Source organism: Schaalia radingae, from assembly GCF_900106055.1.
GTDB classification, from domain to species: Bacteria; Actinomycetota; Actinomycetes; order Actinomycetales; family Actinomycetaceae; genus Pauljensenia; species Pauljensenia radingae_A.
This window is the reverse complement of the sequence record NZ_LT629792.1, coordinates 2,124,257-2,148,087: the sequence shown is the minus strand read 5'-3', so window position 1 is coordinate 2,148,087 and position 23,831 is coordinate 2,124,257. Positions and strand designations below refer to the sequence as shown.

Annotated in this window: 22 protein-coding genes, 1 tRNA gene and 1 other RNA gene; 17 read left to right on the top strand and 7 right to left on the bottom strand. The window is 57.7% G+C overall.

The features are described from left to right. Positions 1 to 46: 46 nt before the first annotated feature. The 6 genes from BLT69_RS09445 (at position 47) to BLT69_RS09420 (ending at position 6,973) form a co-directional block, all read left to right on the top strand. Complete coding sequence (locus BLT69_RS09445) at positions 47 to 607, top strand: TetR/AcrR family transcriptional regulator (RefSeq protein ID WP_092648898.1); 561 nt, start codon at positions 47 to 49, stop codon at positions 605 to 607. Positions 608 to 736: 129 nt separating this feature from the next. Then, positions 737 to 832, top strand: an RNA gene (ffs, locus tag BLT69_RS09440) — signal recognition particle sRNA small type. A gap of 68 nt (positions 833 to 900) precedes the next feature. Then, a complete protein-coding gene (locus BLT69_RS09435; RefSeq protein ID WP_092648897.1) occupies positions 901 to 3,873 on the top strand; it encodes a DNA polymerase III subunit gamma and tau in 2,973 nt (990 codons plus the stop codon). Between the two features lie 9 nt (positions 3,874 to 3,882). Next, positions 3,883 to 4,479: a recombination mediator RecR gene (gene recR, locus BLT69_RS09430; RefSeq protein ID WP_092648896.1), complete on the top strand. Its 597-nt coding sequence runs from the start codon at positions 3,883 to 3,885 to the stop codon at positions 4,477 to 4,479. A 101-nt stretch (positions 4,480 to 4,580) separates the two neighbouring features. Continuing rightward, positions 4,581 to 5,897, top strand: coding sequence for an aspartate kinase (locus BLT69_RS09425; RefSeq protein WP_092648895.1), 1,317 nt, complete (start codon positions 4,581 to 4,583; stop codon positions 5,895 to 5,897). Further along, the gene (locus BLT69_RS09420; protein WP_092648894.1) at positions 5,894 to 6,973 is read left to right on the top strand and encodes an aspartate-semialdehyde dehydrogenase; all 1,080 of its coding nucleotides are present in this window, start codon (positions 5,894 to 5,896) and stop codon (positions 6,971 to 6,973) included. The genes BLT69_RS09425 and BLT69_RS09420 overlap by 4 nt, the downstream gene beginning before the upstream one ends. Before the next feature lie 92 nt (positions 6,974 to 7,065). On the opposite strand, the gene trxA is transcribed toward BLT69_RS09420, so the two are convergent. The 3 genes from trxA to BLT69_RS09405 all read right to left on the bottom strand — a co-directional run bounded on the left by trxA (position 7,066) and on the right by BLT69_RS09405 (position 8,915). Continuing rightward, entirely contained in the window at positions 7,066 to 7,431 is a 366-nt protein-coding gene (trxA, locus tag BLT69_RS09415; RefSeq protein ID WP_058237418.1) for a thioredoxin, read from the bottom strand. 161 nt (positions 7,432 to 7,592) lie between these two features. Then, a complete protein-coding gene (locus BLT69_RS09410; protein WP_058237417.1) occupies positions 7,593 to 8,363 on the bottom strand; it encodes a TetR/AcrR family transcriptional regulator in 771 nt (256 codons plus the stop codon). A gap of 114 nt (positions 8,364 to 8,477) precedes the next feature. After that, entirely contained in the window at positions 8,478 to 8,915 is a 438-nt protein-coding gene (locus BLT69_RS09405) for a (deoxy)nucleoside triphosphate pyrophosphohydrolase (RefSeq protein WP_307876268.1), read from the bottom strand. A gap of 128 nt (positions 8,916 to 9,043) precedes the next feature. On the opposite strand from BLT69_RS09405, the gene BLT69_RS09400 reads away from it, so the two are divergent. Next, a tRNA-Gly gene (locus BLT69_RS09400) sits at positions 9,044 to 9,117 on the top strand. A gap of 265 nt (positions 9,118 to 9,382) precedes the next feature. Here the strand turns inward: BLT69_RS09400 and BLT69_RS09395 are convergent. Further along, positions 9,383 to 11,434 (bottom strand): SpaA isopeptide-forming pilin-related protein, encoded by a 2,052-nt coding sequence (locus BLT69_RS09395; RefSeq protein WP_092648893.1) that lies wholly within the window; start codon positions 11,432 to 11,434, stop codon positions 9,383 to 9,385. A 503-nt stretch (positions 11,435 to 11,937) separates the two neighbouring features. Here BLT69_RS09395 and BLT69_RS09390 point away from each other — a divergent pair. Beyond that, positions 11,938 to 12,831, top strand: coding sequence for a TIGR01777 family oxidoreductase (locus BLT69_RS09390; RefSeq protein ID WP_092648892.1), 894 nt, complete (start codon positions 11,938 to 11,940; stop codon positions 12,829 to 12,831). Between the two features lie 454 nt (positions 12,832 to 13,285). On the opposite strand, the gene BLT69_RS09385 is transcribed toward BLT69_RS09390, so the two are convergent. Together BLT69_RS09385 and BLT69_RS09380 are read right to left on the bottom strand one after the other, a co-directional pair. Beyond that, positions 13,286 to 15,193, bottom strand: a complete 1,908-nt coding sequence (locus BLT69_RS09385; protein ID WP_058237384.1) for an alpha-glucosidase — start codon at positions 15,191 to 15,193, stop codon at positions 13,286 to 13,288. Continuing rightward, positions 15,190 to 16,557, bottom strand: coding sequence for a glycoside-pentoside-hexuronide (GPH):cation symporter (locus tag BLT69_RS09380; RefSeq protein WP_058237383.1), 1,368 nt, complete (start codon positions 16,555 to 16,557; stop codon positions 15,190 to 15,192). Before BLT69_RS09380 ends, BLT69_RS09385 begins: the two co-directional genes overlap by 4 nt. Before the next feature lie 164 nt (positions 16,558 to 16,721). Here BLT69_RS09380 and BLT69_RS09375 point away from each other — a divergent pair, with 164 nt between their 5' ends. After that, complete coding sequence (locus BLT69_RS09375; protein WP_157886398.1) at positions 16,722 to 17,201, top strand: helix-turn-helix domain-containing protein; 480 nt, start codon at positions 16,722 to 16,724, stop codon at positions 17,199 to 17,201. Beyond that, the gene (locus BLT69_RS09370) at positions 17,171 to 17,836 is read left to right on the top strand and encodes an IS3 family transposase (protein WP_117394374.1); all 666 of its coding nucleotides are present in this window, start codon (positions 17,171 to 17,173) and stop codon (positions 17,834 to 17,836) included. The genes BLT69_RS09375 and BLT69_RS09370 overlap by 31 nt, the downstream gene beginning before the upstream one ends. On the opposite strand, the gene BLT69_RS09365 is transcribed toward BLT69_RS09370, so the two are convergent. Next, positions 17,833 to 18,953 (bottom strand): IS3 family transposase gene (locus BLT69_RS09365; protein WP_257590317.1). Its coding sequence is split into 2 segments (ribosomal slippage): positions 17,833 to 18,717 and positions 18,720 to 18,953, totalling 1,119 coding nucleotides; the frame shifts between segments, so codons are not numbered across the junction. The two genes, BLT69_RS09370 and BLT69_RS09365, sit on opposite strands and share 4 nt — an antisense overlap. A gap of 170 nt (positions 18,954 to 19,123) precedes the next feature. Between BLT69_RS09365 and BLT69_RS09360 the strand changes: the two genes are divergently transcribed. From BLT69_RS09360 to BLT69_RS09330, 7 genes are all read left to right on the top strand, one after another. After that, positions 19,124 to 19,306, top strand: coding sequence for an LPXTG cell wall anchor domain-containing protein (locus BLT69_RS09360; RefSeq protein ID WP_058237381.1), 183 nt, complete (start codon positions 19,124 to 19,126; stop codon positions 19,304 to 19,306). Positions 19,307 to 19,465: 159 nt separating this feature from the next. Further along, the gene (locus BLT69_RS09355; RefSeq protein WP_143273989.1) at positions 19,466 to 19,735 is read left to right on the top strand and encodes a hypothetical protein; all 270 of its coding nucleotides are present in this window, start codon (positions 19,466 to 19,468) and stop codon (positions 19,733 to 19,735) included. A 670-nt stretch (positions 19,736 to 20,405) separates the two neighbouring features. Further along, positions 20,406 to 20,726 (top strand): hypothetical protein, encoded by a 321-nt coding sequence (locus tag BLT69_RS09350; RefSeq protein ID WP_092648890.1) that lies wholly within the window; start codon positions 20,406 to 20,408, stop codon positions 20,724 to 20,726. Then, positions 20,723 to 21,850, top strand: coding sequence for a hypothetical protein (locus BLT69_RS09345; protein ID WP_092648889.1), 1,128 nt, complete (start codon positions 20,723 to 20,725; stop codon positions 21,848 to 21,850). Before BLT69_RS09350 ends, BLT69_RS09345 begins: the two co-directional genes overlap by 4 nt. A gap of 198 nt (positions 21,851 to 22,048) precedes the next feature. After that, positions 22,049 to 22,597: an MFS transporter gene (locus BLT69_RS09340; protein WP_092648888.1), complete on the top strand. Its 549-nt coding sequence runs from the start codon at positions 22,049 to 22,051 to the stop codon at positions 22,595 to 22,597. After that, positions 22,597 to 23,103, top strand: coding sequence for a hypothetical protein (locus BLT69_RS09335; protein WP_058237375.1), 507 nt, complete (start codon positions 22,597 to 22,599; stop codon positions 23,101 to 23,103). The genes BLT69_RS09340 and BLT69_RS09335 overlap by 1 nt, the downstream gene beginning before the upstream one ends. Then, positions 23,100 to 23,825 carry a hypothetical protein gene (locus BLT69_RS09330; protein ID WP_092648887.1) on the top strand — a complete coding sequence of 242 codons (726 nt, stop codon included), beginning with the start codon at positions 23,100 to 23,102 and terminating at the stop codon, positions 23,823 to 23,825. The genes BLT69_RS09335 and BLT69_RS09330 overlap by 4 nt, the downstream gene beginning before the upstream one ends. Positions 23,826 to 23,831: the final 6 nt, after the last annotated feature.

Here is a 23,831-nt window from a genome sequence, read left to right as displayed (position 1 = left end):
AAAAGTCAATAGTTTAGACACCAAAAATGGCCGCTATCTCCCTTATATGAACAGTCAGCGTCGACGAACAAGGATTATTGCTGCTGCTGTTAAGGCCATCGGTGAAAACGGATTTCGTCACCTCTCGATGCGTCAACTTGCCGATGAAATAGGCATCTCGCATACGACGCTCTTGAGATATTTCGGTTCAAAAGACGGTTTGCTTCAAGCTGTGCTGGAGCAGCGCGAAGAAGGTGAGAGAGACTGGCGATCTGAATTGATTGAACAGCGGGGGCTCTTAGCTGCTCTACCTGAGGTCTTGGCACACAATATGACCATGCCGGCCATTATCAGGTTGGACACAACTTTGACGCTGGAGGCGATCGACGCTGAGCATCCCGCCCATGACTTCGTCCGCCAGCGCGAGGAGGACTTTCAAGAATCATTGTGTATCGAACTGCTTCGGGAACAGCGTGTTGGCAGGCTGTCAAACGACGTTGATGTTGAGCAGTTGGCGCATGAAATTAGGGCGTTAGTCGAAGGTTTGCAGCTGTTGTGGCTCAATGACCCCTCTCTGGATATTGCTGAAACGATGCGCGATTTTATCCAGCATGTGACCGCCTCGTGAATGCCAGCGAGAAAGGGTATGAGGAAACGATTCCTGAATTATCAGCTGGCAACTCATGGCCTCATTGGTCGAAGTAGCTGACGAGGGTGACGCGGCGCGCTGAGCGGGATGGAATTGTGTAGACTAGATGGCGGTCCTCCGCGTGACGGTACCGTCCGAACCTCCCCAGGGCTGGAAGGCAGCAAGGATAAGGGCGCTCTGCCGGGTGCGCGGAGGATCTTTATTATCATCGTCGTTGCTGTTCAGGACGGTTGGTGTCGCCAAATGCCTATGGATACCTTTAAGGTTCGAGTGTGACCACAGCTCTGTACCGCCGCTATCGGCCCGATACGTTTGATGAGATGATCGGCCAGGACCACGTGACGCAGCCGTTACGTGCAGCTCTTCGTGCCGACCGAGTGACACATGCCTACTTGTTCTCAGGTCCACGCGGATGTGGAAAGACCACGTCGGCACGAATCCTGGCACGCTGTCTGAACTGCGCGGAGGGGCCGACCGACACCCCATGCGGACAGTGCGAATCATGCCGCGAACTGGCAACTGGCGGGCCCGGTTCCCTCGACGTTGTGGAAATTGACGCAGCCTCACACCGCGGCGTTGACGATGCCAGGGATCTGCGTGAGCGCGCCACCTTTGCGCCCGTGCGCGACCGCTACAAGGTGTTCATTATCGACGAAGCCCACATGGTCACCAAAGAGGGCTCGAACGCGATGCTGAAGCTGGTTGAAGAACCCCCTGAGCATGTGAAGTTTGTGTTCGCCACGACTGAGCCCGAAAAAGTGATCGGGACGATTCGTTCGCGTACTCATCACTACCCGTTCCGACTGGTGCCGCCGGACGTGATGCAACCGTATCTGGAGCATCTGTGTGAGGAAGAAGGGATTCATCCAGACGCGGGCGTGCTCCCCCTCGTGATGCGGTCGGGTGGAGGGTCTGTGCGCGACACGTTGTCGGTCCTCGATCAGCTGATGGCTGGCGCAGTGGAGGGGGCGCTGAGCTATGACCTTGCTGTTGCGTTGCTGGGGTACACCGACACTGCTCTGCTTGATCAGACGGTTGATGCGCTCGCGGGCGGTGATGGTGCTGCCGCTTTCCGAGTTGTGGAGCATATGGTGGAGTCGGGCCATGATCCTCGTCGGTTCGTTGAGGACCTCCTGCAGCGTTTGCGTGACCTCCTGATTATCGCCGTGTCGGGAGATGCGGCAGTCGATGTCCTGGCGGGAACGCCCAGTGACCAGTTTGAACGCATGCAGGTGCAGGCCCGAAATTGGGGGCCGTACCACCTGTCGCGCGCAGCCGATCTGACTGATATGGCCTTGCGTTCGATGGTGGGCGCGACATCTCCGCGCATACAGCTGGAGTTGTTGTTGGGCCGAATCCTGGTGCCGTCACAGACTTCACCTGCATCCCGCACAGAGGTGGCAGCGTCGCAGGGCAAGGAGGGCTTCCCCGGAACAGTGGGAACAGTCGGCGGAGGCGCACCGAATTACCAGTCGCCAGGCGGTGATGCTGGACATGGCAGTGCCGGAAGTGGCAGCGGGTCTGGTCGTGCGAGTGGTGCTGGCGATGGTCAGTATGACCACGAGCGCGGCGGAACTTATGGCGCGGCTCAGGCGAAAGCGGATCTGCGTCGTCGTCGCGAGCAACAATCTCAGCATTCCCAGCAAACCGGGGAGACGCAGGGAGCACCTAGGCCCGAAGCCGGCACGCCGGGCAAGCCGACACACGCAACGCGGGAATCTGACGCCGCACCGGGGGCCGAGCGCGATCAGCCAGAACACAGCCAAAATGGCCAACGCCAGGCTGAGCAGCGCCCGACTGAGCAGAGGCGTCCTGAACCTGACCGCCCCGGCCACCACCCTGCGCCTGAACAGCACGCTGCGTCCGAACAACCTCATCGAAGCGGCGCGGTTGCAGATTCGATTCGCATGCGCTGGCAGGAAATTGTCGATCGTATCGCTTCGCTCAGCCGAGCCACATGGTCGCTCGTGGACTCTCACGCCCAGCTGGGAGGCGTGGACGAATCTACCGTGATCCTCAGCTTCACCACTCCAGGATTGGTAAAGGCATTCGACTCGGGTTCCCGAGCCCAGGACGTCGCCCGCGCAGTCCACGACGTGTGCGGTGCAGACGTGCAGGTCAGGGCTCAGATCGCGCAGTCAGTAGGCGGCGCGTCGCTGACTACGCCTGCATCGGTTCCACAGCAATCACAACGCACTGATCATCAGGCACACGGGCCCAGTAACGAGGGCACGCCCCAGCGCACTGCAGGTCACGAGCCGCCTTCGTCCAATCAGCAGCACGGTGCGATGCCCGGCCAACAGTCGATGCGCTCTGAACAGGCAACGCACGACGCACAGGCAGCGAACGCGCCGTCACGCCCACAAATTGACCAGCCTTCAGCGCCGGCCTCACCCTCGACTCCGACAGTTGACGACGATGACGATGATGACGGCTGGGGGCCGGTAGCCATACCCGGTGGCGGACGTGCCGAGGCATCTGAACCGGCCGCATCGGCGTCTTCCTCCGAGCCTGTCCACTCTGACCCGGTAGCGCGTGATCACCAGTCAGAGCGTGACGCTCATCCGGCAGCACGCCAGCATCGTCCATTTGGGCGCGAGAATGGCACAAAACAGCCACCTCGAGCCGCACATGGCCCGATCTTTGATGACGAGGACGACGAAAACGACGAGGGCGAGGGAGACGGAGCGACTTCCGGTCGCGCCGAACCCTTGCGCGACCGTGACCATGACGAGCAGAACGCCGAGCACGCCGCGCAATTAGTGGAGCAGAAGATCGGCGGTCGTCCTCAAGGAGTGGCACACGCTGTTGAGGATGTGCGAGACAGTGGTGACACAGAACCGGCCGCCCCGTCGACAGCTCACTCATCCACACCACCTGAACCGCAGGGTGAGGACACCTTTTCACCAGGCAGCGTGGAGGAGATGCGCGCCGAAGCGATCCGTGAAGTGCAGCAGGAACGAGCTGACGAAGCAGGGGAGCAGGGCACAGGCGATACTCACGCCCACGAGGCAGAGGTGCGCGGTACACGGCCGCATCGCCAGCAGGACCATTTCGCTGCCCCGTACGGCCACGACGCACCTGGTGGTGAACCTGACCCAGTTATCGTGCCGCCCAATGAGGATGACTCGGCCAGCATGGATGACGTGGATCTGGAGATGTCGACCAGCGTCGGGTTGCCGGCCATACTGGAGATACTCGGCGGTACAGTGATCGAAGAAAAAGACCAGAGCGAAGAAAGATGAGTGTGACTCGTGTTTGAAGGCGCCTTACAGACCCTGATCGATGAATTGGGAATGCTGCCCGGTGTCGGACCCAAGTCAGCTCAACGCATGGCCCTGTATCTGCTCGACGCTGAACCCGATGACGTGACGCACCTGGTAGACGCCATCCAGGCCGTGCGCGAAAAAGTACACCACTGCGAAATCTGCGGTGATCTCACCGAAGCCGACCAGTGCACCATCTGCCGTAACCCCGCGCGCGACGGATCAGTGATCTGCGTTGTCGAAGAGCCCAAAGATATTCGTGCCATTGAGAATGCGAGAGTGTTCAAAGGGCGCTATCACGTCCTGGGCGGAGCGATCGACCCGATTCATGGCGTGGGGCCTGATCAACTGCGTGTGCGTCAACTGCTCACTCGCCTTCAGGACGGCACGGTTCAAGAAGTTATCGTGGCCACGAACCCCACCATTGAAGGCGAAGCAACCGCCTCCTACCTCTCGCGCACCCTGTCCACAATCGGCGTGATGACCTCGCGCCTGGCTATGGGACTGCCAATGGGGGGCGACCTGGAATACGCCGATCCCGTGACGTTGGGGCGCGCGCTCGAAGGCCGCCGTCGCGCCGAATAACTCCACGCGACCGCATAGCGGGCACCTTTCCGTCACGAGTCGCAGACTCATAGGATGAAGGGGAAACCCATCCCAGGTTGATCACAAGGAAACGAGACAAAGTGGCACTGATTGTTCAGAAATACGGTGGCTCATCTGTCGCGGACGTAGACGCGATGAAGAGGGTCGCCCAGCGTGTCGTGGACACTCGAAATGCAGGACACCAGGTCGTCGTGGTGGTCTCAGCGATGGGTGACACAACAGATGATCTGCTGGACACAGCCGCCCAGATCACCAGCGCGCCACCTGACCGCGAACTCGACATCCTGCTCACAGCCGGAGAAAGAATCTCCATGTCACTGCTGGCGATGGCGGTCAATGAATGCGGCGTGCCTGCACAGGCCTACACCGGTGCACAAGCCGGCATCCGTACCGACACTCACTTCGGTAAAGCACAAATCGTCGGCATGGTGCCCGAACGCGTAGCGCGCTCCATCCGTGACGGTCAGGTCGCCATCGTCGCAGGATTCCAGGGAATATCAGAAGATGACGAAACGACGACGCTGGGTCGCGGCGGCTCCGATACGACAGCGGTCGCCCTAGCTGCCGCACTGCACGCCGACGTGTGCGAAATCTACACCGACGTTGACGGGCTGTTCACTGCTGACCCGCGCATCGTGCCGACCGCGCGGCGCGTGCGCACCATCAGCCAGGAAGAAACACTCGAACTTGCCGCACATGGAGCAAAGATTCTGCACCTTCGGGCAGTGGAGTTCGCTCGTCGATACCACGTTCCGCTGCATGTGCGCTCATCTTTTTCCGACAAGAATGGGACATGGATTTCCGACAGACCCGCAAACCCTGCACTGGCCGGCCTCGTCCCTCAAGCTGCGTTAGCTGCCAACCAGGAGGACCCAATGGAAGAGCCGATTATCTCCGGCATTGCTCACGACCGGTCACAGGACAAGATCACCGTGGTCGGCATTGCGAATTCACCCGGCATGGCCGCACGCCTGTTTGAACTGGTGGCGCAGCAAGGTGCGAACATTGACATGATCGTGCAGAACATTCCCGTCACCTTGGAAAATCGCGCCAACATCTCCTTCACACTGCCCGCCGAGGACGCCGACCACGTCATGCAGGCGCTGGAAGCTGCGCGCGAAGAACTGGGCTTCAAGGAACTCAAGTACAACCCCGATATCGGCAAACTGTCCCTGGTTGGAGCTGGCATGCGTACCAACCCCGGCGTATCGGCCAAACTGTTCGGCGCGCTGTCCCAGGCCGGCATCAACATTGATCTTATTTCCACCTCAGAGATCCGCATCTCTGTGGTGACCAAGCTGGAAGACCTTGACCGCGCCGTGCAGGCAGTGCACACCGCTTTCGGTCTGGATTCCACCGAATCTGAAGCCGTCATATATGGAGGAACAGGACGATGACCACGCCTGAAACCCGCAGTCACACCCAGCGCGACCTGAGCGTCGGCGTCGTAGGAGCCACCGGCCAGGTCGGCTCCGTCATGCGCACCCTGCTCGATGAGCGCGACTTCCCATTGACCAGCCTGCGTTTTTTTGCCACCGCACGTTCAGCAGGCAAGACACTGACCTGGCGTGACCAGGACATTGTCGTCGAGGACGTGGCAACCGCTGACCTGTCCGGTATCGACATCGCGATCTTCTCCGCCGGAGCCACCGCCTCACGCACCTACGCCCCACGTTTCGTTGAAAAAGGCGCGGTCGTGGTGGACAACTCCTCCGGCTGGCGCAAAGATCCGAACGTGCCGCTGGTCGTGTCCGAAGTTAACGGCGAGGATATCGCGCAGCGTCCCAAAGGCATCATTGCGAACCCGAACTGCACCACGATGGCCGCGATGCCGGTACTGAAAGTCCTGCACGACGAGGGTGTCCTGCGCCGCCTCTTCGTCTCCAGCTATCAGGCTGTCTCCGGATCCGGGCTGAAAGGCGTGCGTGAACTGGAAGAAGGTATTCGTGCCGGCGCGCACCAGGATCTGAGCAAACTGACACTGGACGGCCAGGCCGTCACCTTGCCGGAACCGTCCACATACGTCGCACCGATCGCCTTTGACGTGGTGCCCTTCGCGGGGGCGCTCGTCGATGACGGGTCAGACGAAACCGATGAGGAGCAGAAGCTGCGCAATGAGTCGCGCCGCATCCTGCACGTCCCGGATCTGAAGGTGTCGGGAACGTGTGTGCGCGTGCCCGTGTTCACTGGCCACACTCTGACGATCCACGTCGAGTTCGACCGCGCGATCACTCCTGACCGTGCGCGCGAACTGTTGGCCGAGGCTCCCGGTGTACGCCTGGTGGATGTGCCCACACCGCTTGATTGCGCCGGCATTGATGATGTGCTGGTCGGCAGGATCCGCCAGGATCAGGCCGTTGATGACGGTAAGGGGCTTGTGCTGGTAGTGGCCGGTGACAACCTGCGTAAAGGCGCTGCATTGAACTCGGTGCAACTGGCCGAACTGGTCGCTCAGGAGCTGCTCGCCGGCTAGCTTCCATCCACCTGCGCCCCAGACAAACAGCGTCGCCCTCGTCAATCAATAACTGACGAGGGCGACTGCGTTCACGCGTGAGTGCGAAAAGCCTACTGGTTCTTCTGCTCTGCGATCTTGGCGCGCACATCATCCATGTCGAGGTTCTGAATCTGAGTGATCAGATCCTCCAGCGCGACTGCCGGCAGAGCGCCGGACTGGCGGAAAACGGCAATACCATCGCGGAAACCCATCACCGTGGGGATTGAGCTGATCTGCATGGCGGTGGCCAGTTCCTGCTGCTGATCGGTGTCGATCTTGCCGAAGACGATGTCCTCGTGCTTGTTCGACGCTTCTTCGAAAACAGGGCCGAACTGCTGGCACGGTCCGCACCACGTTGCCCAGAAGTCGACCAGGACAATGTCATTGTCCTTGATTGTCTGCTCGAATGTCTCTTTGGTCAGTTCAACAGTGCTCATAGGGCCTCCCATCATGAGTGGTCTACGGTCGGTCCGCAGCCTTTCACCTATCTCAACTGTGCTGTATGCACGATTATTCCATGACTGGAGCAATCAGGCTGTGAAGATCCTCGCCTCACTGTGAGTCAGGAAACTCGTGCTGAGTGGCCGTATTGTGAGTATCAGCCGTGCGCAACAGGGCAGCGCAGTATCGCGAGAGAATCGGTGCTGCCGGAGGTTTGCGAGTGCGCTCGTTCAAGCTGCTCAGCTGGAGGCAGGGAAACTTCATCGGCCGCCACACCGATCGCTCTGAGAATAAACGCCACGACGGTGCCGATTGTGGCTTCTCGGGCATCGGTGCGGCTCGCGGCATCCTCGTCGCTTCCTGCGCGCGCGTTGTCAGGCGCATCTGCCGGTGAGTCTGCAGGCGAATGTGTCGGTACTCGCACGCCGGCCAGACATGAGTGAATCAGCGCAACCAGCGTCAACAAGTTCTGCTGTGGAATGCGCCCCTGTGCCATTGCTGCTTCCAGGATGTGGAGCAGGATATGCTCAACGATTCCGGCGTGGTCATGGAGGCGGGCAGTGTGCTGTGACGATACCTGCTTGCTCAGCGTGATGCTCGATGCGAGATGAAACTGATCTTTGAGATCGAGATAGGAGCGCAGATATACGGTGAGTTGCTCGATCGGATCGTCAATTCCGGCCAGCTTGTCCCTGAGGAAGTTAGCGAACTTGGCGGTGGCATCCTCCATGAATGCCAGCAGCAGAGCTTCCTTGTCGCTGAAGTGGTTATACACGGCAGTTCGTCCCACTTCGGCACGTTCGGCAATCTGTGCCATGGTGATGGCATCGAACGGTTCTTCGGACAGCAGTTCTGACAGGGCAGTAAAAAGTCGGCTGCGAGTCAGCTCGCGATGAGCCGCAAGAGTCGATCCAATAATCTTCGGCATAATTGTATTCTGACAGAAGCGTACTGTGTGTCGTCAAATTATGTTGAAATCTGCTGAGTGCGCGAATAGCGCGGTGCCAGCGGAAAATGAGAGCGGGGATTCACCCGTGTCGGTTCATGCGCACTGGTCAATGATCGCCTGCACGATTGGAAAATCAGGATCCAGCCAGTTCAACCTCAGCGCTTCCTCGAGCGGAACCCATTGAATACGCTGATGGGAGGATCCAGCTCGCGGCGCCTTGGAACCCGGCGAGACCTGCGCCAGCCACACGGCCATTGTGCGTGTCCCAAGGATCGGCCACCATCCGTCGAGCGGTCCTGCGACCTGGGCGCCCAGTTCAATAGTCGTCCCTAGTTCTTCACGCACCTCACGGACGAGGGCGTCCATCGCGTTCTCACCTGGCTCCACTTTTCCGCCGGGAAGTTCGAACCGGCCGGCCAACTCGGGTGGATAGGAGCGTGCCGCTGCCAGGAGCTGGTGGGGCCGGTCAAGACTGTCGACGATTGCTGCGCCCACGACGGGGCGTACCGGTTGATGCTGCGTGATGGTCACGGCCTCTATGGTAGGCGTAATGCGTGTGGCGCGATTTGCGTGGGTGTCCACTTTGTGTTCTGAATTGGTGTTAGCGCTCGGAAACAGTTATCATCGTGAAGCGTCTTTGAGAAGAAAGTGACGCCATTGCGGGCGTAGTTCATCGGTAGAACGACAGCTTCCCAAGCTGTAAAGGCGGGTTCGATTCCCGTCGCCCGCTCCATGTTTCTTGCGTAGCATCAACGAAAAGGCGTGATGATGCGCTGCTGTTTCCGGCGTCCAGCAGATAAGTCTGCATCATGCAACTCTTGACTGGCATACCGAATGAATCAGTGTGGGGCGCATTATGCGGATGTGTGACCACCAGATGCTACGAATCATGATCTGCAGATATGAAAGCCGGGCTCGCTACCGTGAAGGTAACGAACCCGGCCGATATTGAGCGATGCCGTTGAGGGGCGGTCAGTCGACAACCCCCTCGGCAATAGCTACTTGGACGAGCGGCGACGAAGCATCAGCGTCATGCCACCTGCAGCCACCAAGGCGACGCACGCAGCCGCAAGATCTGCAGCGTTGGCGCCTGTGTTCGACAGGACAACTTTTTTGGGCGGGGTCTTCGTCGGCGGTGTTGGAGGCACTTCCGGCGGAGGAACCGATTCGGGGTTCTTGACTGTCACCGTCGGGGTCGACACAGTCTGGTCGTCAGATGTCTGCAACGGAACATTGAACTGCGTCCACGCGTTGTCGATGCGGTAGGGATCGGGAACAGCGACCTCCTTGAGCAGGTAGGTGGTGTCAGACGCCAGTGACTGTTGAGGTGCCACATAAGCACCCTCAGCGTCAGTGATGATCTTGCCATCAGTCATGTTGTCCAAAGTGATGCGGCGAACCGTCTTGCTGCACTCGGGGGCAGTGTTTTCAGCGCCGTTCTTGAGCGGGCAGATATTCACCGTACTCGTATCGGTTAGATCCGGTTGCACGCCGCAGGCACTGACCGTGGGATCGATAACCTGGTAGAGCTCAAACTCAGCTCCGGCAATGGGAGTCTTATCGAGCGTGCTCACCTTCGACAAGTTGAAGGCTCCCTTGATCTTCTCATAGGTGTAGTAGAAGTGCTGAGTCTTTTCATTCGACTTGTGATATCTGGACGCCACGTTCGGGCCGTCCTGGTATTCAGGATAACCTTCACTGGTCAGGCCCTTATATGCGCCGTTTTTCATCGTCGGCAGGTCGAAGCCGACATACTTGTATCCCGGAATGTCGGCAATGAGGGACTGCGGCGTCGGCTTATATGGGAAAACGAGCTGATTACCATTCTTATCGGTGAATGGCTCAAATTCCCCTGTCTCAGAATTGAGATTCATGTACCTTTGCCCCGAAAGGGAGTCCCACGTCCGTCCGCCGGTGAGGTAATACTGGTAGGGATATCGTGCGAAGAACGCAGTACCCGACGCTGCCTCGAGCGGAACAGCCGCGTCAGAATTCAGGTTCGGGTAAATCTTGTTGATCGGCACTGAATTGGCAAGTTCGGTAAGCTGCTGACCTTCAGCTTCAAGGCAGTCAAGCGTTGTGTAGGTTGAGCCCTCCAATTGGCGACCCCATCCGGCTTGTGGGCGTGCCGTATACTGGTTCTTCAATACTTCGTCTTTGCCGGCAATTTCGTTCGGAAGACCTGCCGACTGGGATTCATCGGTCGAGCTGCTGGACGCCTGAGGAAAACCGCGAGCTGCACGATACTCGGAGTCGAGGACGTAGCGTACATCCATTTTCGCAGCGATCGGCACAGTCATACCGTTCGCCTTCGCGCCGATCGATCCGCCGTGTGTATCGCCCGTGGACCCGGTGCCAAAAGTCATGCCGCCCCAGTCAGCGTTGTACGGCAAATAGACGTCGTATTGCATGGTGTGCTCAACGCCCGGGCCGAAGGTGTCTTCAAAGACAAAGTGAATAGGCTCGTAGAACCCCTTGCCGTTGTGCATACGCACAAAATTGCCGTTGCTGTCCTTGACCACCGGATCGTCGGCCTTATAAATGTCGGTTGGCTGCCCGTCGTAAAGGAAATTTTCCACGGGCTTCCAGATATACGCATTGGAATCGGGATTATCGACCTGCGTGTACTGCCACGTCGTGCCGAAGCGGAATTCGAGCGTAGGAGCAGTAGTTTCGGAATCAAGGCTCTTGTCGTAGAACCACCGAACTTTTACGCGCATGCCGTCACACTGGTTGATGGCGGCCGATTCGAAGCCAAAGAAGGGGAGGGGCGCCAGCTCCGGATTTGCTGAGTGAATGCATCCGTCACCCTCATCGGTCTCAGGATTGAAATTTGGATCTTTCTGTCCAACGATGCGTTGGTACGACAGCTCATAACTGGGGAATGGTCGCTCTGCAGCCTGGCTGCTCTGCTGTATCGGTACAACAAACGCTGTGGCAGCTACGATCGACGCCCCGAGCAGCGCCGCGGCTTTTCTGGCACGCACTGTGAAGTGAGATTTCATGGCGTTTTCAGCCCTTTCGCCTGTTGCGTTGCCGACTGATGGCATCGCAACGTCGTAGGTCAGTGAGCACGGACGGGATAGTCGGGCGCTCACAGTTGAGTTAAAGAATCTGTTGAGTCCCATTGCACCCGATGGGCATCGTGTGTGAAGCGCCACGGCGTCTTATCGTCCTTGTGCAGTGACGAGGGCGTCTGTGAAAACCCGCACTGAATGTCATCAGGTCTAGATGGGATGCAGAAAAATCATAGCAGTCTGGGCAGATTCTGGAGAGAATTTCCTTATTATCGATCGTTTGAAAAGTAAATGAACGGTAAGTATTGCAGAGTCTGACTTCATGTAGGAGCGTATGCGTAGGAACCAATCGTATCGCAGTGCCGAGGAGAGCAGGTCGGCCAGAGAGACCTCGTCATCGACAATCAGGGCTCGGAGGCCTTCCGTCGGCGTGGAGATGGGGCTGTGAAGTCATGGGGTCATTATCGCAGCGCGCGTCTGAGTCGTGTGGTCGATCGTCTCCACCGAGCACGAACCGTCGTGTAGCATGAGCGCTGATGGTACAGGAAACTGTGGTTGTTGCCGGCGCGTCAGGCCTGATCGGTCGAACCTTGTCGCGATCGTTGCACGAAGACGGGTACCGGGTGATTGCGCTGGTCAGGCGTCCGGCGCGTACCGCGAACGAAGTGCAGTGGGCACCCGGCTCAGCCCCGCTTGACCCTCGCGTGCTCGAGGGTGCTCGAGCCGTTGTCACATTGAACGGCGCGAGCATCGCGTCCTTCCCGTGGACGAAACGGTACCGTGAGACGCTGCTGCATTCGCGTGTGGATCCCACCCGCACTGTTGCTCAGGCATTGGCACAGATCGGGCAGGGTGCGCCGCAGTTTGTGGCCGGATCGGCCGTGGGTATTTATGGGGATCGTCCCGGCGAAGAACTCGATGAAGGGTCGAGTAGCGGTGACACCTATCTGGCGTCCATTTGTCGTGCGTGGGAAGATGAAGCGCGGCAGTCTGAAGACGTGACGACCGTGGCGAGGTGCCGCACATCCTCGATCATCCACCGTGAAGCCCTGTTGAAACCGCTGATTCCTCTGACGAAGTTGTGCGTGAGTGGGCCACTGGGAGATGGCCAGCAGCATATTCCGTGGATCTCTCTGATTGATGAGGTGCGCGCATTGCGATGCGTGATCGACCAACGCCTTGGCGGACCGATCAACCTGACGGCGCCCGAAATGGCAACCATGAATGACATTGGCTCTGAGCTGGCTGATCGGCTGAGCCGCCCCTTCTGGCTCCCGGTTCCGAAGTGGGCGCTGCGCATGTCGCTCACGCGTGATGCCGCCGATTCCTTACTGATGGCCGACCAGCGTGTGCATGCGCGTGTCCTGGAAGAAGCTGGCTTCACCTTTGTGCACCCGACCGTGTCGCGCGCAATGTCCTTTGCTCTGTGACGGAGGTCGTCGAGAGTATCCCCGCCCTGCGGTTGAGTCGGTTGCAGATTGGGACCGGGCCGCTTATGGCGCGAGCGTGGTGTGATCATCTCCGCCTCGTGCACATACCCCTAAAAAGTAGTGCTCGCGTGCACATACCCCTAGATCTAACGGCTCCTCGTTATGGCATTTTTCTATTTTTGCTGGTCAGAGTGCGTACGGATTTCACTGCTCGGGGCTCGAGGTCTTAAATCTAGGGGTATGTGCATACAGGGCCCCAAAACTAGGGGTATGTGTACAAAGCACTTGTGAATCTAGGGGTATGTGCATGCCAGGGACTTAAATCTAGGGGTATGTGCATAGCCGCGGCGGAGGCGGAGTTGCACCGGCGGAGCGGCACAGAATCGAAAGATCCTGCCGTGGCGAGTATGGGTCTCAGATGCCCACGTGCCGGATCGCGGATCGCTCCTGAGTGTTAGTCGAGCAGGCGGATCAGCACCCCGTACGGCGGCAACTCATCGGGACGAGGGCGTTCGCTCCTAACCGTTGATCCCAGTGATGTCATCACAGTTCGGCCGGGCATCCGTCTCACGCTCAGGGGACGCCTGATCGTTCGCTCTGACAAGTTGACCTCAACCAGGTAGTGCCCGCGCGTCCACGCTGCATAGTGCCCGCTGCGTGTGAGCAGCGTGAAGTCATCGTGTGCAAAGTACTGGCGCACACTGATCAGATAGCGGTAGAAGTTCAGAACCGAATGCTCATCGTCCAGCTGTTCGGCGGCGCTCCATCCCGCCTCCATGTCGGTCCCCGTAATCCACGGCTGGCCAGTCGTGAAGCCACCCTCGACAGTCCAGCGCATGGGGACGCGCGCATGATCGCGTGAACCAGCGAGGATGCGGTCCCAGGCCTCATCGCGCGCCGCACCGCCGTCGATGAGTTCGCGGAAATAGTTCAGTGATTCGACGTCGCGAAGCTGGTCGAGGCTGGTGAAATTCTGGTTGACTGCGCCGAGCTCCTGCCCCTGGAAAATGAAGGGCGTGCCGGGCAGGGTCAGTGAAATCGCGGCGATCAGTTTGGCCACCGCACCGCGCCAGCGCGGATCGAGGGTGATCTTGCTGACGATGCGCGGATTATCGTGATTCTCCGCGAAAATCGCCATCTGGTCGCTGGGCCCCAGACGGCGCAGGTAGCGCAGATAGAAATCCAGGAAGTAGGCGGGAGGATAGCGGTAGTCATCCCAACGGATCTTTCCGGGGGGCTCAAGGACGTCGAAGTTGAAGATCAGATCCATTTCGCGACGCTGCCGATTGGTCAGAAGGCGACCTACCTCGATGCCGATCCCCGGTGTTTCGCCCACCATGAGAGCGTGGGAGCCGTCCGGTCGTGTGAAGCCTGCCGACCTCAGCTCACGCAAATAATCGTGCAGATGAGGCCCGATGAAGTAGCGCTCGATGCCGGTGAAACCGACCAGCTCACCCACTGCCGGCACGCCATTGGGCAGGCCCGCGTTTTTCGAAATGTAGTTGATGACATCCATGCGGAAACCGTCGATGCCTCGAGCCAGCCAGAACTGCACAATGTCGGCAACTTCGCGACGAACCGCAGGATTGTCCCAGTTCAGATCCATTTGCGAGGGTGCGAACAGGTGCATGCCCCAACGCTTGATGTCATCAAACCAGCGCCAGGCCGACCCGGAAAAGAATGACACCCAGTTGTTGGGCGGCGCGTCGGAAGAGCCTTCACGAAGGAAGTAGTACGCCGCCTTGTCGCCGTCTGGATCACGCAGCGCTTCCTGGAACCATTCGTGCTCGGCGGAGGAGTGGTTGACAACCAGGTCCAAAATAATGCGCATATCGCGCGCGTGAACCTGTTCGATGAGCTCGTCCAGATCCTCCATCGACCCCATCAGATCCATGACTGCGCGATAATCTCGCACGTCATAGCCCATATCATCGTTGGGTGAATCGAAGATGGGGGAGAGCCACAGGCAGTCAACGCCCAGTGTTTGAAGGTAATCAAGTTTGCCGATGATGCCGCGCAGATCACCGATCCCGTCGCCGTTCGAGTCTGCGAAACTGCGCGGATAGATCTGGTAGAAAACGGCGCCCTGCCACCAGGGGGGCTCGGACTGTCCCTCGGTGTGGGTGTCGGCGTCATCGAGCCGGTCGGGATTCATCTCCAACAAATCCGTGAGCGCCGCGACCAGTCCCGGCGCTGCTCGCCCAGCCACGCGATCCAGAACCGTCAATGGGAGCCGGCGCGTCAGCGGGTTCACGATGAACGAGGGCGACACTCCAATCTGCAACGCGATCTTGTCCAGGACGTCGCGTCCAACAGGGTGGTCGTACACATCACCGAGGGTGCGCACAGGGTGTCGGGTCATCGTGCTTCCTCCTCGGGTGTGCTGGTTTTTTCACTGTCTTGCAGGCTTGCGACAATTGAACTGTATGTGGCTTCGTCAATGCGATAGCCGTGCCGGAACACCAGGAACGCCGCGACGGTCAAAATCAGGGGGACGACCATCATGAACAGCCGGAAAATCCACGTGCCCGACTCGGCGACATCGGCAGAACTGGTGGCGCTCTCCACACCCGACCAGATCAGGCAGATACCCATCAGGCCCGAAGAAATTGCACCGGACAGCTTATAGATGAAGGGCTGCAGGGAAAAAGTAATGGACTCGTTGCGCCGCCCCAGCTTCCATTCGCCGTACTCCACACTGTCCGCGATGTACATCATGAGCAGCACCTGGAACAGTGCCTCCCCGAAGAACAGGAACAACCCGGCGCACAAAATGACGGCCATGTTGCTGCCGGCACAGATGAACACCACGTATCCCACGACGGAAGCGCCGCACCCCAGGGTGAAGACCTGTCGCCTCGGCATGCGGGCAGAAATCAAGGGAAATACCAGCAGCGTGCCCAACTGGGTCACGCCCAGAACCAGCGCGAAAACCGGGTACTTGCCTTCGTCTCCCACCAGGTACTTGAAGTAATGCAGGCCCAGGCTGGTCAGCAGGGTGTAGCCGGACATATACAGCAGGAACGTCAGCGACACCCACAGCAGCTGATCGTTCTTGAAGATGACGCTGACGAGTTCGCGCAGCGGCGTCGACTCCGACTTCACATGCACGGTCTCGTGCGCAAAGATCAGCGTGATGGACTGGAAAGCGATCGCAATGATCGACAGCACGATCGCCAGCAGCTGCCAGGCACGCTGCGCATCCCCCAGCACACCTGTGAGCCACTGAGTCACCGGCACGATGCCGACAACGATGGAGAACAGGCCAATGTTCGCGCAGATACGTGTGACCACTCCGATGCGTTCACGCTCAGCCTTGTCGCGGGTCAGTGACGGCATCATCCCGTAGTAGGAGATGTCGTTCATCGTGTAGGCGACCTCGAACACCAGGTAGACCACGATGAACAGCGTGATGAATTGCCAGCCTCGCACCCCCCAGTCGGTGAACAGCAGCACCGTGCCAATGCACCATCCGCATGCGCCGATCGTGATCCACGGTTTGAATTTGCCCCACCGCGTGCGCGTATTGTCGACGACGTAACCCATAAACGGATCATTCACGGCGTCGAAGATCCGCATGAGCACCAGCACGACGGTGACCGCTGCGAGCGCACCGGTCGACAGGTCCAGGACGTCGGTGAGGTAGAACATGAGGTACATCGACACCATTCCGTACATCATGTCGCGCCCCAGCGTCCCTAAACCGAAACCCAAGGCGTTCTTCATGGCGTCAATCCTCACTGTTTGATGCGCAGCCTGCCAGCGGCAGGTAGCGCCACCATTGTACTGAGTGTGCAGACCGCGTGGCCTTTAATGGAGCATGTCGCTTATGAAGTGTCCCCCGGAAGTTGGACTGGATTATTCAGTTTCTTTTTCCGGGGGACATTTTCATGGTTTCTTCTTTATCTTCATTGACTGAGTCTGATCAGACGCGTTTAGTTGCTTTGTTTGAGCAGGGGTGTGGTGCCGCAGCGGCTGCTTCTTACCTTGGCTTGAGTTTCAAGCCGTGCGATCGTTTCTATAATCGGTGGCGTATTCATGGCAGGCTTGTTCTTGTGAATAAGTCACATAAGCGAGTTTTTACCTTTGAAGTCAAACGTGATGCTGTTCAACGCTTTCTGGCCGGCAAGACCCGGATGAGTATCGCGCAGGACTTGGGATTGGCTTCTGTCAACGTGGTGACGAGCTGGGTGCGGATCTATCGCGACCAAGGCGAAGACGGCTTGCGCCCTAAGCCTAAGGGCAGGCGACCTAAGACCGGTCCCAGGGTGTTATCTCAAACTGAGGAACTTGAACAACGGATCAGGGACTTAGAAGCGGAGAACGCCTACCTAAAAGCATTAAGGGACTTGATGAACAACGAGCAATAGACCGAGCTCGAGTAATCGTTACACTCAAGTCCCATCATGATCTCGATGTTCTTTTGCGGGTAGCGCGATTGGCCAGATCAACGTTCTACTACCATCAAGCCCGCCTAGGACAGCCAGATAAACATGCTGATCTTCGAGCCAAGATCAGAACAATTTTTGAAGCTTCGGGCGGTCGGTATGGTCACCGTAGGATCCGACTCGCCCTACACCGCCAGGGCCTGGTGGTCTCTCGTAAACTCGTCGCCAAGCTTATGAAGCGTGAAGGACTGACCTGCCTGGTCCGTCAGAAGAAACGCTATAACTCTTACCGAGGCACACTATCGACCATTGCCCCAAACGTGTTAGCCCGCGACTTCACTGCTACTAGCCCGAACCAAAAATGGGTCTCTGACGTTACCGAGTTCCGTCTCGGATCGTCCAAGATCTATCTCTCACCAATCATCGACTTGTTCGATCACTCAGTCGTTTCCTACACGGTCGGGAAATCAGCCAATCTTGAACTGACCAACACCAGTCTCCGCAAGGCTTTGAACAAGGCTAAGCCGGGCCCGGGTCTGGTAGTCCACACCGACCAAGGATTCCAATACCAGGGGTCTGCTGAGGGTTTGGTTGACAGTTTTCCTTCTGATTTTTAGGCCGCAAGGGATGCGGCTGGTTCCATGATTGTTTCGTATTCGATTGGTGTCAATTTACCCAGTGCTCGTTGCCGTCTTTTCCTGTGATATGTCCGTTCAATCCAGTGAGTGATCGCGGCAGATAATTCACGGCGCCTGTTCCAAGAGCCACGATCAAGAACGTTCTTTTGTACAAGAGCGAAGAAAGATTCCATCGCAGCGTTATCCCCACACGCTCCAACTCTGCCCATAGATCCCCTCGCGCCGTAAGATTTCAGCGCGGCACGGAATATTCTAGAACGAAATTGCGAGCCACGATCAGAGTGAACGATTACGCCATGGGGATTGCCTCGTTTCCTCATCGCATCATCGAGCGCCGCCACCACGAGGCGTGATTTCATTCGCCCACCGGTCGCATAGCCCACGATTCTTCGCGAGCACAGGTCTTTGATCGCACACAGATACAGCTTGCCCTCTTTGGTCCAATGCTCCGTAATATCTGTAGCCCACGCAACGTTGAGCGCATCAGCGTGGAAGTGACGCTGTAACAGGTCATCATGTACTGGAGCACCCGACTTCTTCCCACGCGGCTTACGCCTAGCGATCACCGAGAACACCTGAGCATGAGAACACAATCGCCATACTCGACGCTCAGAAATCTCTATCCCTTGATCATGGAGCTCGTCTGCTATCAGGCGGTAACCAAATTCAGGATCGTCACTGTGAATCTGGCGAATCTTGTCTATAAGCTCTACTTCTTGGGCTTGCCTGTTCGAAACTGGCTTAGCAGCCCATTTATAAAATGCTTGGCGGGAAAACCCCAGTACCCGAGCCGCTACCGTCAAGGTCGCCTTACCCGCCTTGATCAGCTTTTCCACGGTCGGGAAGACCCTTTTGGGCGAATCGCTTCTTGAGACAGGTACGCCGCCGCGGCACGTAGCACTTCGTTTTCCATCTCCAACTCGCGAATCCGTTTCAAAGCCTGGCTTATCTCTTTAGTCGCTACCGGATCGGCAGACGGTTGCATCCCCTGAGCCTGCAACCTCGTATCAGTAATCCATTTTTGCAACGAGGAACGCGAGATCCCCAAATCAGCACACACCTGACGGCGAGCAACCCCAGACTCCACCAACGCCACAACATCAGCTTTGAACTACTCTGAATACAACTCCAACATAATCAACACCCTTCCCTGCCCCGCCCCAGCAAAACAAACTAGACGTCAACCAAACCCTCAGCAGACCCGCTAAGCCTGGTGACAAGATCGTAGTTATCGTCAAGGACAAGAACGGCAACGAGATTGATCGCGTGACGGTCACCGTTGAGAAGTCTGCCGCTGGCGATATGACCACCGAGCCGGGAGTCAAGAAGTTTAAGCTTGTACGCACCGGCGCGCAGGTATCAGGACTCGTTGGTATCGCAGCCGCAATGGGCGTAGCAGGCCTTGGCCTGGCGCTCGTGCGACGCCGTCGAGAAGGCGAGGAGAACTAATCGCCTAGCCGACGAAACACCGGCATAACAGTACGGGGGTGAGACCTTAAACGGTCTCACCCCCGTCGCCAATTTCTCCTATAGTCCGAACAGTGCTGAACGAAATTTCGGTGAGGCACCAAAACAACGTTGTTTGCTCCGCCCGGCCAAATCCGCGATATGTACGAGCGCAAATTTGTAAGACCTGCATCTCAAGTGAAGTTAAAGTACAAAAGTAACCTTGCCTGTTTTGTTTTGAAAACCAAAACCTTCATTTATGGCACCCTAGTGGACCACGACTACTTCACCGGGCAGCCCTTTGGCTCTTCCAAACCCCAAAATGTTCGCGGTATGGATCACCCCTCAACGGCAATCCAGAACGTTCGTGAAGAAAAAGGTAAGAACGCCGTGCTGCTTCTAGACAACGGCGACGCTGCGCAGGGCTCATGAATGGAAATGGTGTACCACTCGAACCGGACAGATAGCACTGTTGACCCGATGGCTAGTGTGTTCAACTACTTGAAATACGATGCGGTGGGTGCTGGTAACCACGAATTCAACTACGGCCTTGAAGCCCTAACCGCCTAGAATTAAACCAGTCCAACTTTCAGGGGCTAGTTCACTTAACAGGGCATGTCGCTGCGTGGTGGAGCACTGGCGGGGCGTGCCAAGTTGATCTGTCTTCGGCTCTCACGCCCGTCCATATAGTGAAATTCCAGTGCGGAAGCCAGAAATGCCCGGTTCGATGTAGGTGTTTTTGATGTGGTCGACTTCACGATGAGGTGTCGGGGGTGGGTGCGTGAGGGCCTGCGGTTCCGCTCCTCAATAGTCGTGACGCCCGCGCGCGAGGTAGGAGCGTCGATGTGTGTTCTTCCTCGTGAGAGAGGTGCCCGCGGACGAGGATTATGCAGCCCGGTGGATGATGGAGGCGGCAAGGTCTCGCTCAGTGTTGGCGTGATTGACGAGGGCGGCCGACCCGCTTGTGACGGGCGCCTGAAAACTGCTCACATTCTGTTTACCCACCGTTTAATCAGAATCCCTAACCTAAGTGCGGCAATCGAAGAGTTAGCGTGGCGCGTTGGTCACGACGTATCTGCGATGAGACACGTGAGGGGATCGTATGAGCGATCTGAAATGGAAGCAGGATCGGTCGCAAGCAGCACAAGCGCGATTGAACGACGCGAACAGCACGTTCGCGGGAGTGAATTTCGGGGCGCCGCCTGATTTTGGCAAGTCCACGGCAAGTGTGAATGCTGTACTGAGCAAGTTTACTGAAGGCCTGAAAGCCCTGGCTGATGGAACAGGGAAGGTGAGTGGCAGTCTGTCGACCGCTGATCAGAATTTTGAAGCTTCAGAAGCTCGAATCTTTAGCGAACTTACCTCGGTTTACCCTCACGCGGGCGGGGTTTACTACCCCCAGTCAGGAGGAATGGGTAAATGATTGACACCAAGCTCGATATAGAACCCGAAACGCTCTCCTCCTGGAAGAGTGGAGTCCTCCTGCATGGCAGGGGCCAAGTGTACGACGGTATTAAGGACCTCGATCGGGCCAATAGCATCGTGCAGTCTGAGCTGGTGGGCTACACGGCAGCTGAAGCGTCCGCGGCTATCCAGTCTGCCACTAAATCAGCGCAGGAGATCCATGATGAGATCGAAACTTTTGCTGGTGCCGTTGACTCATTTGTGACGTTGATTCGTTCATGTAAGACCCGCCTCAAAGACATTGAAGGTCGGGCGGCAGCAGGCAAGCTGATTGTTATCCCCAAGACTTCAATCGAACTGCCTCCGCCTCCGCCTCCGCTGCCGGTTCCGGCGGATCCGGTGACGAATGCGGCTCTCATCCAGGCGTGGACTGAGTACATGGAAAAGCAGGCCCTCTATTCGACCCTCGCGGGAGAGGTGAGCATCGTCCGCCGCGATGAGGACGTGGCTCACAGTGAGCTGCAGAACGCATGCAGTGCCGTTACTTCCGCCAACTGGCTGGTCAAGGCTTTCACTGGGATGTTCTCAGGTGGCGGTACGACGCTGGGCTTCCTGAAGATGCTGAAGTCCCGCACCGGCGATGCCGTCAAGCTTATTAAGGGCATCAACTTCAAGCTCAACGGTGCCACGTTCGATCCGAAGAGACTCGGAAAGCATTTCAAAGATACGCCAGAGGTTCGGTTCCACACATTTAAAGACAAGGTCAACCTTGGTAAGGGATGGGGAGATTCGCCAGAGATCCTCGACAAAGTCAGCAAGGTCACGAAGCATGCTGGGCGTGTGCTCACCGCTGTCGATGCTGGCACCACCGCTTACGACCAGTGGAAGACGGACAGTGCGCTCAATCCTGGTATGGGAACCGGAGAAAAGGTTGCACGTGCCGGAACCCGAACACTGCTGGAAGTCGGCGGTGGCTGGGCTGGCGGCAAAGCTGGTGCGATGGGTGGCGCAGCTATTGGTATGGCTGTTGGCGGACCGATCGGAGCGGCCGTTGGCGGCATCATCGGTGGCGTCGCGGGTGGTGCCGGCGGTAAGTGGCTTGGCGGAAAAGCAACAGATTTTACCTTCGGCCTGTTCGATTAGCGCCAGCAAGACCGATACTGATGTGTGAGTGTTGTGCATGGTGATTAACGCTGCTAGGCGTAGTGACCTCAAGGTAATCTGACAAGAGCCGAGGATTTGGATGTGGCTGCGGACTGACGGCGAAACCACTTCGCGCGTTGCCCCGCCGCTGTTCCAGCCACGGCAGTACAGGCTCTGTAGCTGAGGATGAGGAAATCGATGGATGATTTTTCGAGTAGTGATACCTTCTGGATGATCACACTGGCATTCCTGTTTGGAGGCCTCATCCTGGCTCAATGGGCTCTTGCGATGTTTTCAGACTCCACGCTCGGAAAACTCGCTCGCTCAGTTGGGAACATCTTCGGATGGTGGAAAAACTCCGAAGCACTCACCACTCCTGCCATCGGTCTGGCGTTCCTGCTTTTCGGAGTCGCATTTACTGCTGGAACACTGGGGATGAGCAAACAGGGAATGCGTATCATCGTCATCGTTGCAATGGCCTGTATGGTTGTCGCGCTGATATCAGTGATCCCCTTCCGTTTGCCTGACGCGATGTATCCGGAGAAGCGGTTGGAAAAACGTCAGCAGCAAGCCCTGACTCAGGTCGATCCGGGCTCGTACCCGGCCGATCGTCATCTTGCTGAAGGTATCCTCCCGCCTTCCCACAGTGATCCGACTACTTCCCACAGTGATCCGACCCGCCTGACCCAGCCCGAACATCAAGAATTTAAGTCCGACAATAACCACCGAAGCGATGGAGGATTTTGATGAGTCCAACGAGTAGTGACGCTGAGTTCGTCACTCTTCCCGCAGACTGGGAAGAACTCAGCACTGAAGAAAAAGTGCAATTCACCCAGCAAGTGCCGGAAGAAGGCCCGACTCAGCAGATGCTCCAGGAAGTTGAGAGCACTTTTCCGCTGATCGCACTTGGTCCTGAAGCTGCATCAGGGTTCCGCCCCAGCCTCGTCGTGACGAAAGCCGCGACCGGCTCGGACGATCCGATCGACTGGTACGACGGCACGTTGCGTCAACTCGTCGAATCTATCCCCGGATTCCTGGTGCTGGAAAACGCAGCATGGGAAAACGAACACCTCAATGGTGTAGCCCGCATGGGGGTCTACATGATGGAAGATCTGTCCGTGTCGTCGTGCCAGTGGCTGTGGGTGAACGGCGAGGCCGGACTGACCGCCACCCTGACATGCGCGACACGCGAATTTGACCCGATGTACGACACGTTTGTTGAAATGTCGAATAGCTTGAGGAACCCACAATGAGCCGTTTTAACCCTGAAGAATCAGCTGCAATTCTCAACGAGGCCGACTGGGAAGCCCTAACCGATTTGCTGGACGGCAAAGCTGACACGAATTCAGACGGCTGGAAGAATCTGGTCGACATGGGATTCATCAGCGATGAGGAATCCCTGACGGACGGTGCCGAACGCCTCTTCGCCGGCCTGTTCCAGCGTTCCCACATGATTCAACTGACCCGCATCGCACCGTCGGAAGACGTCAAACGGATCACCCTCACCGTGTGGATTTCTTCAACGGACGTCACGTGGATCGTGCCCGAGGGTGACTCGATGAACCTGTTCCGCTCCGACCCGGAAGAAGTTCCCTCACTGATTCTGCGTTGGCTGGTTTTCGGGCCGCACATGAATGTTTTCGACGGCCCACTTCACCTGCCCTCCGACGTCATTCGTCTGGCACACCAAGGTGATGTCGATCAGCTGCAACGCGTCATCGCCAGTGAATGCCGAGATCACGACGACACAGGATTTGGCAAGGCCGGTCTTGAGGGAACCTGGGCGATGAATGTGTTCGACATTTTCGCCGCGGTCGACGAGCAGATGGCGCCCGCTGGATCCCTGCTCTTCCTGAGTACTCCGACGTGCCTGTACGCGATGGACGGCACCAAGGCCGATGAACCGGAAGTGGAGTTGGCAGGGCTGACATCGCCGCTCGCGTGGCAGATGATCAACCCCTACCTGTTCGCCTGATCGATC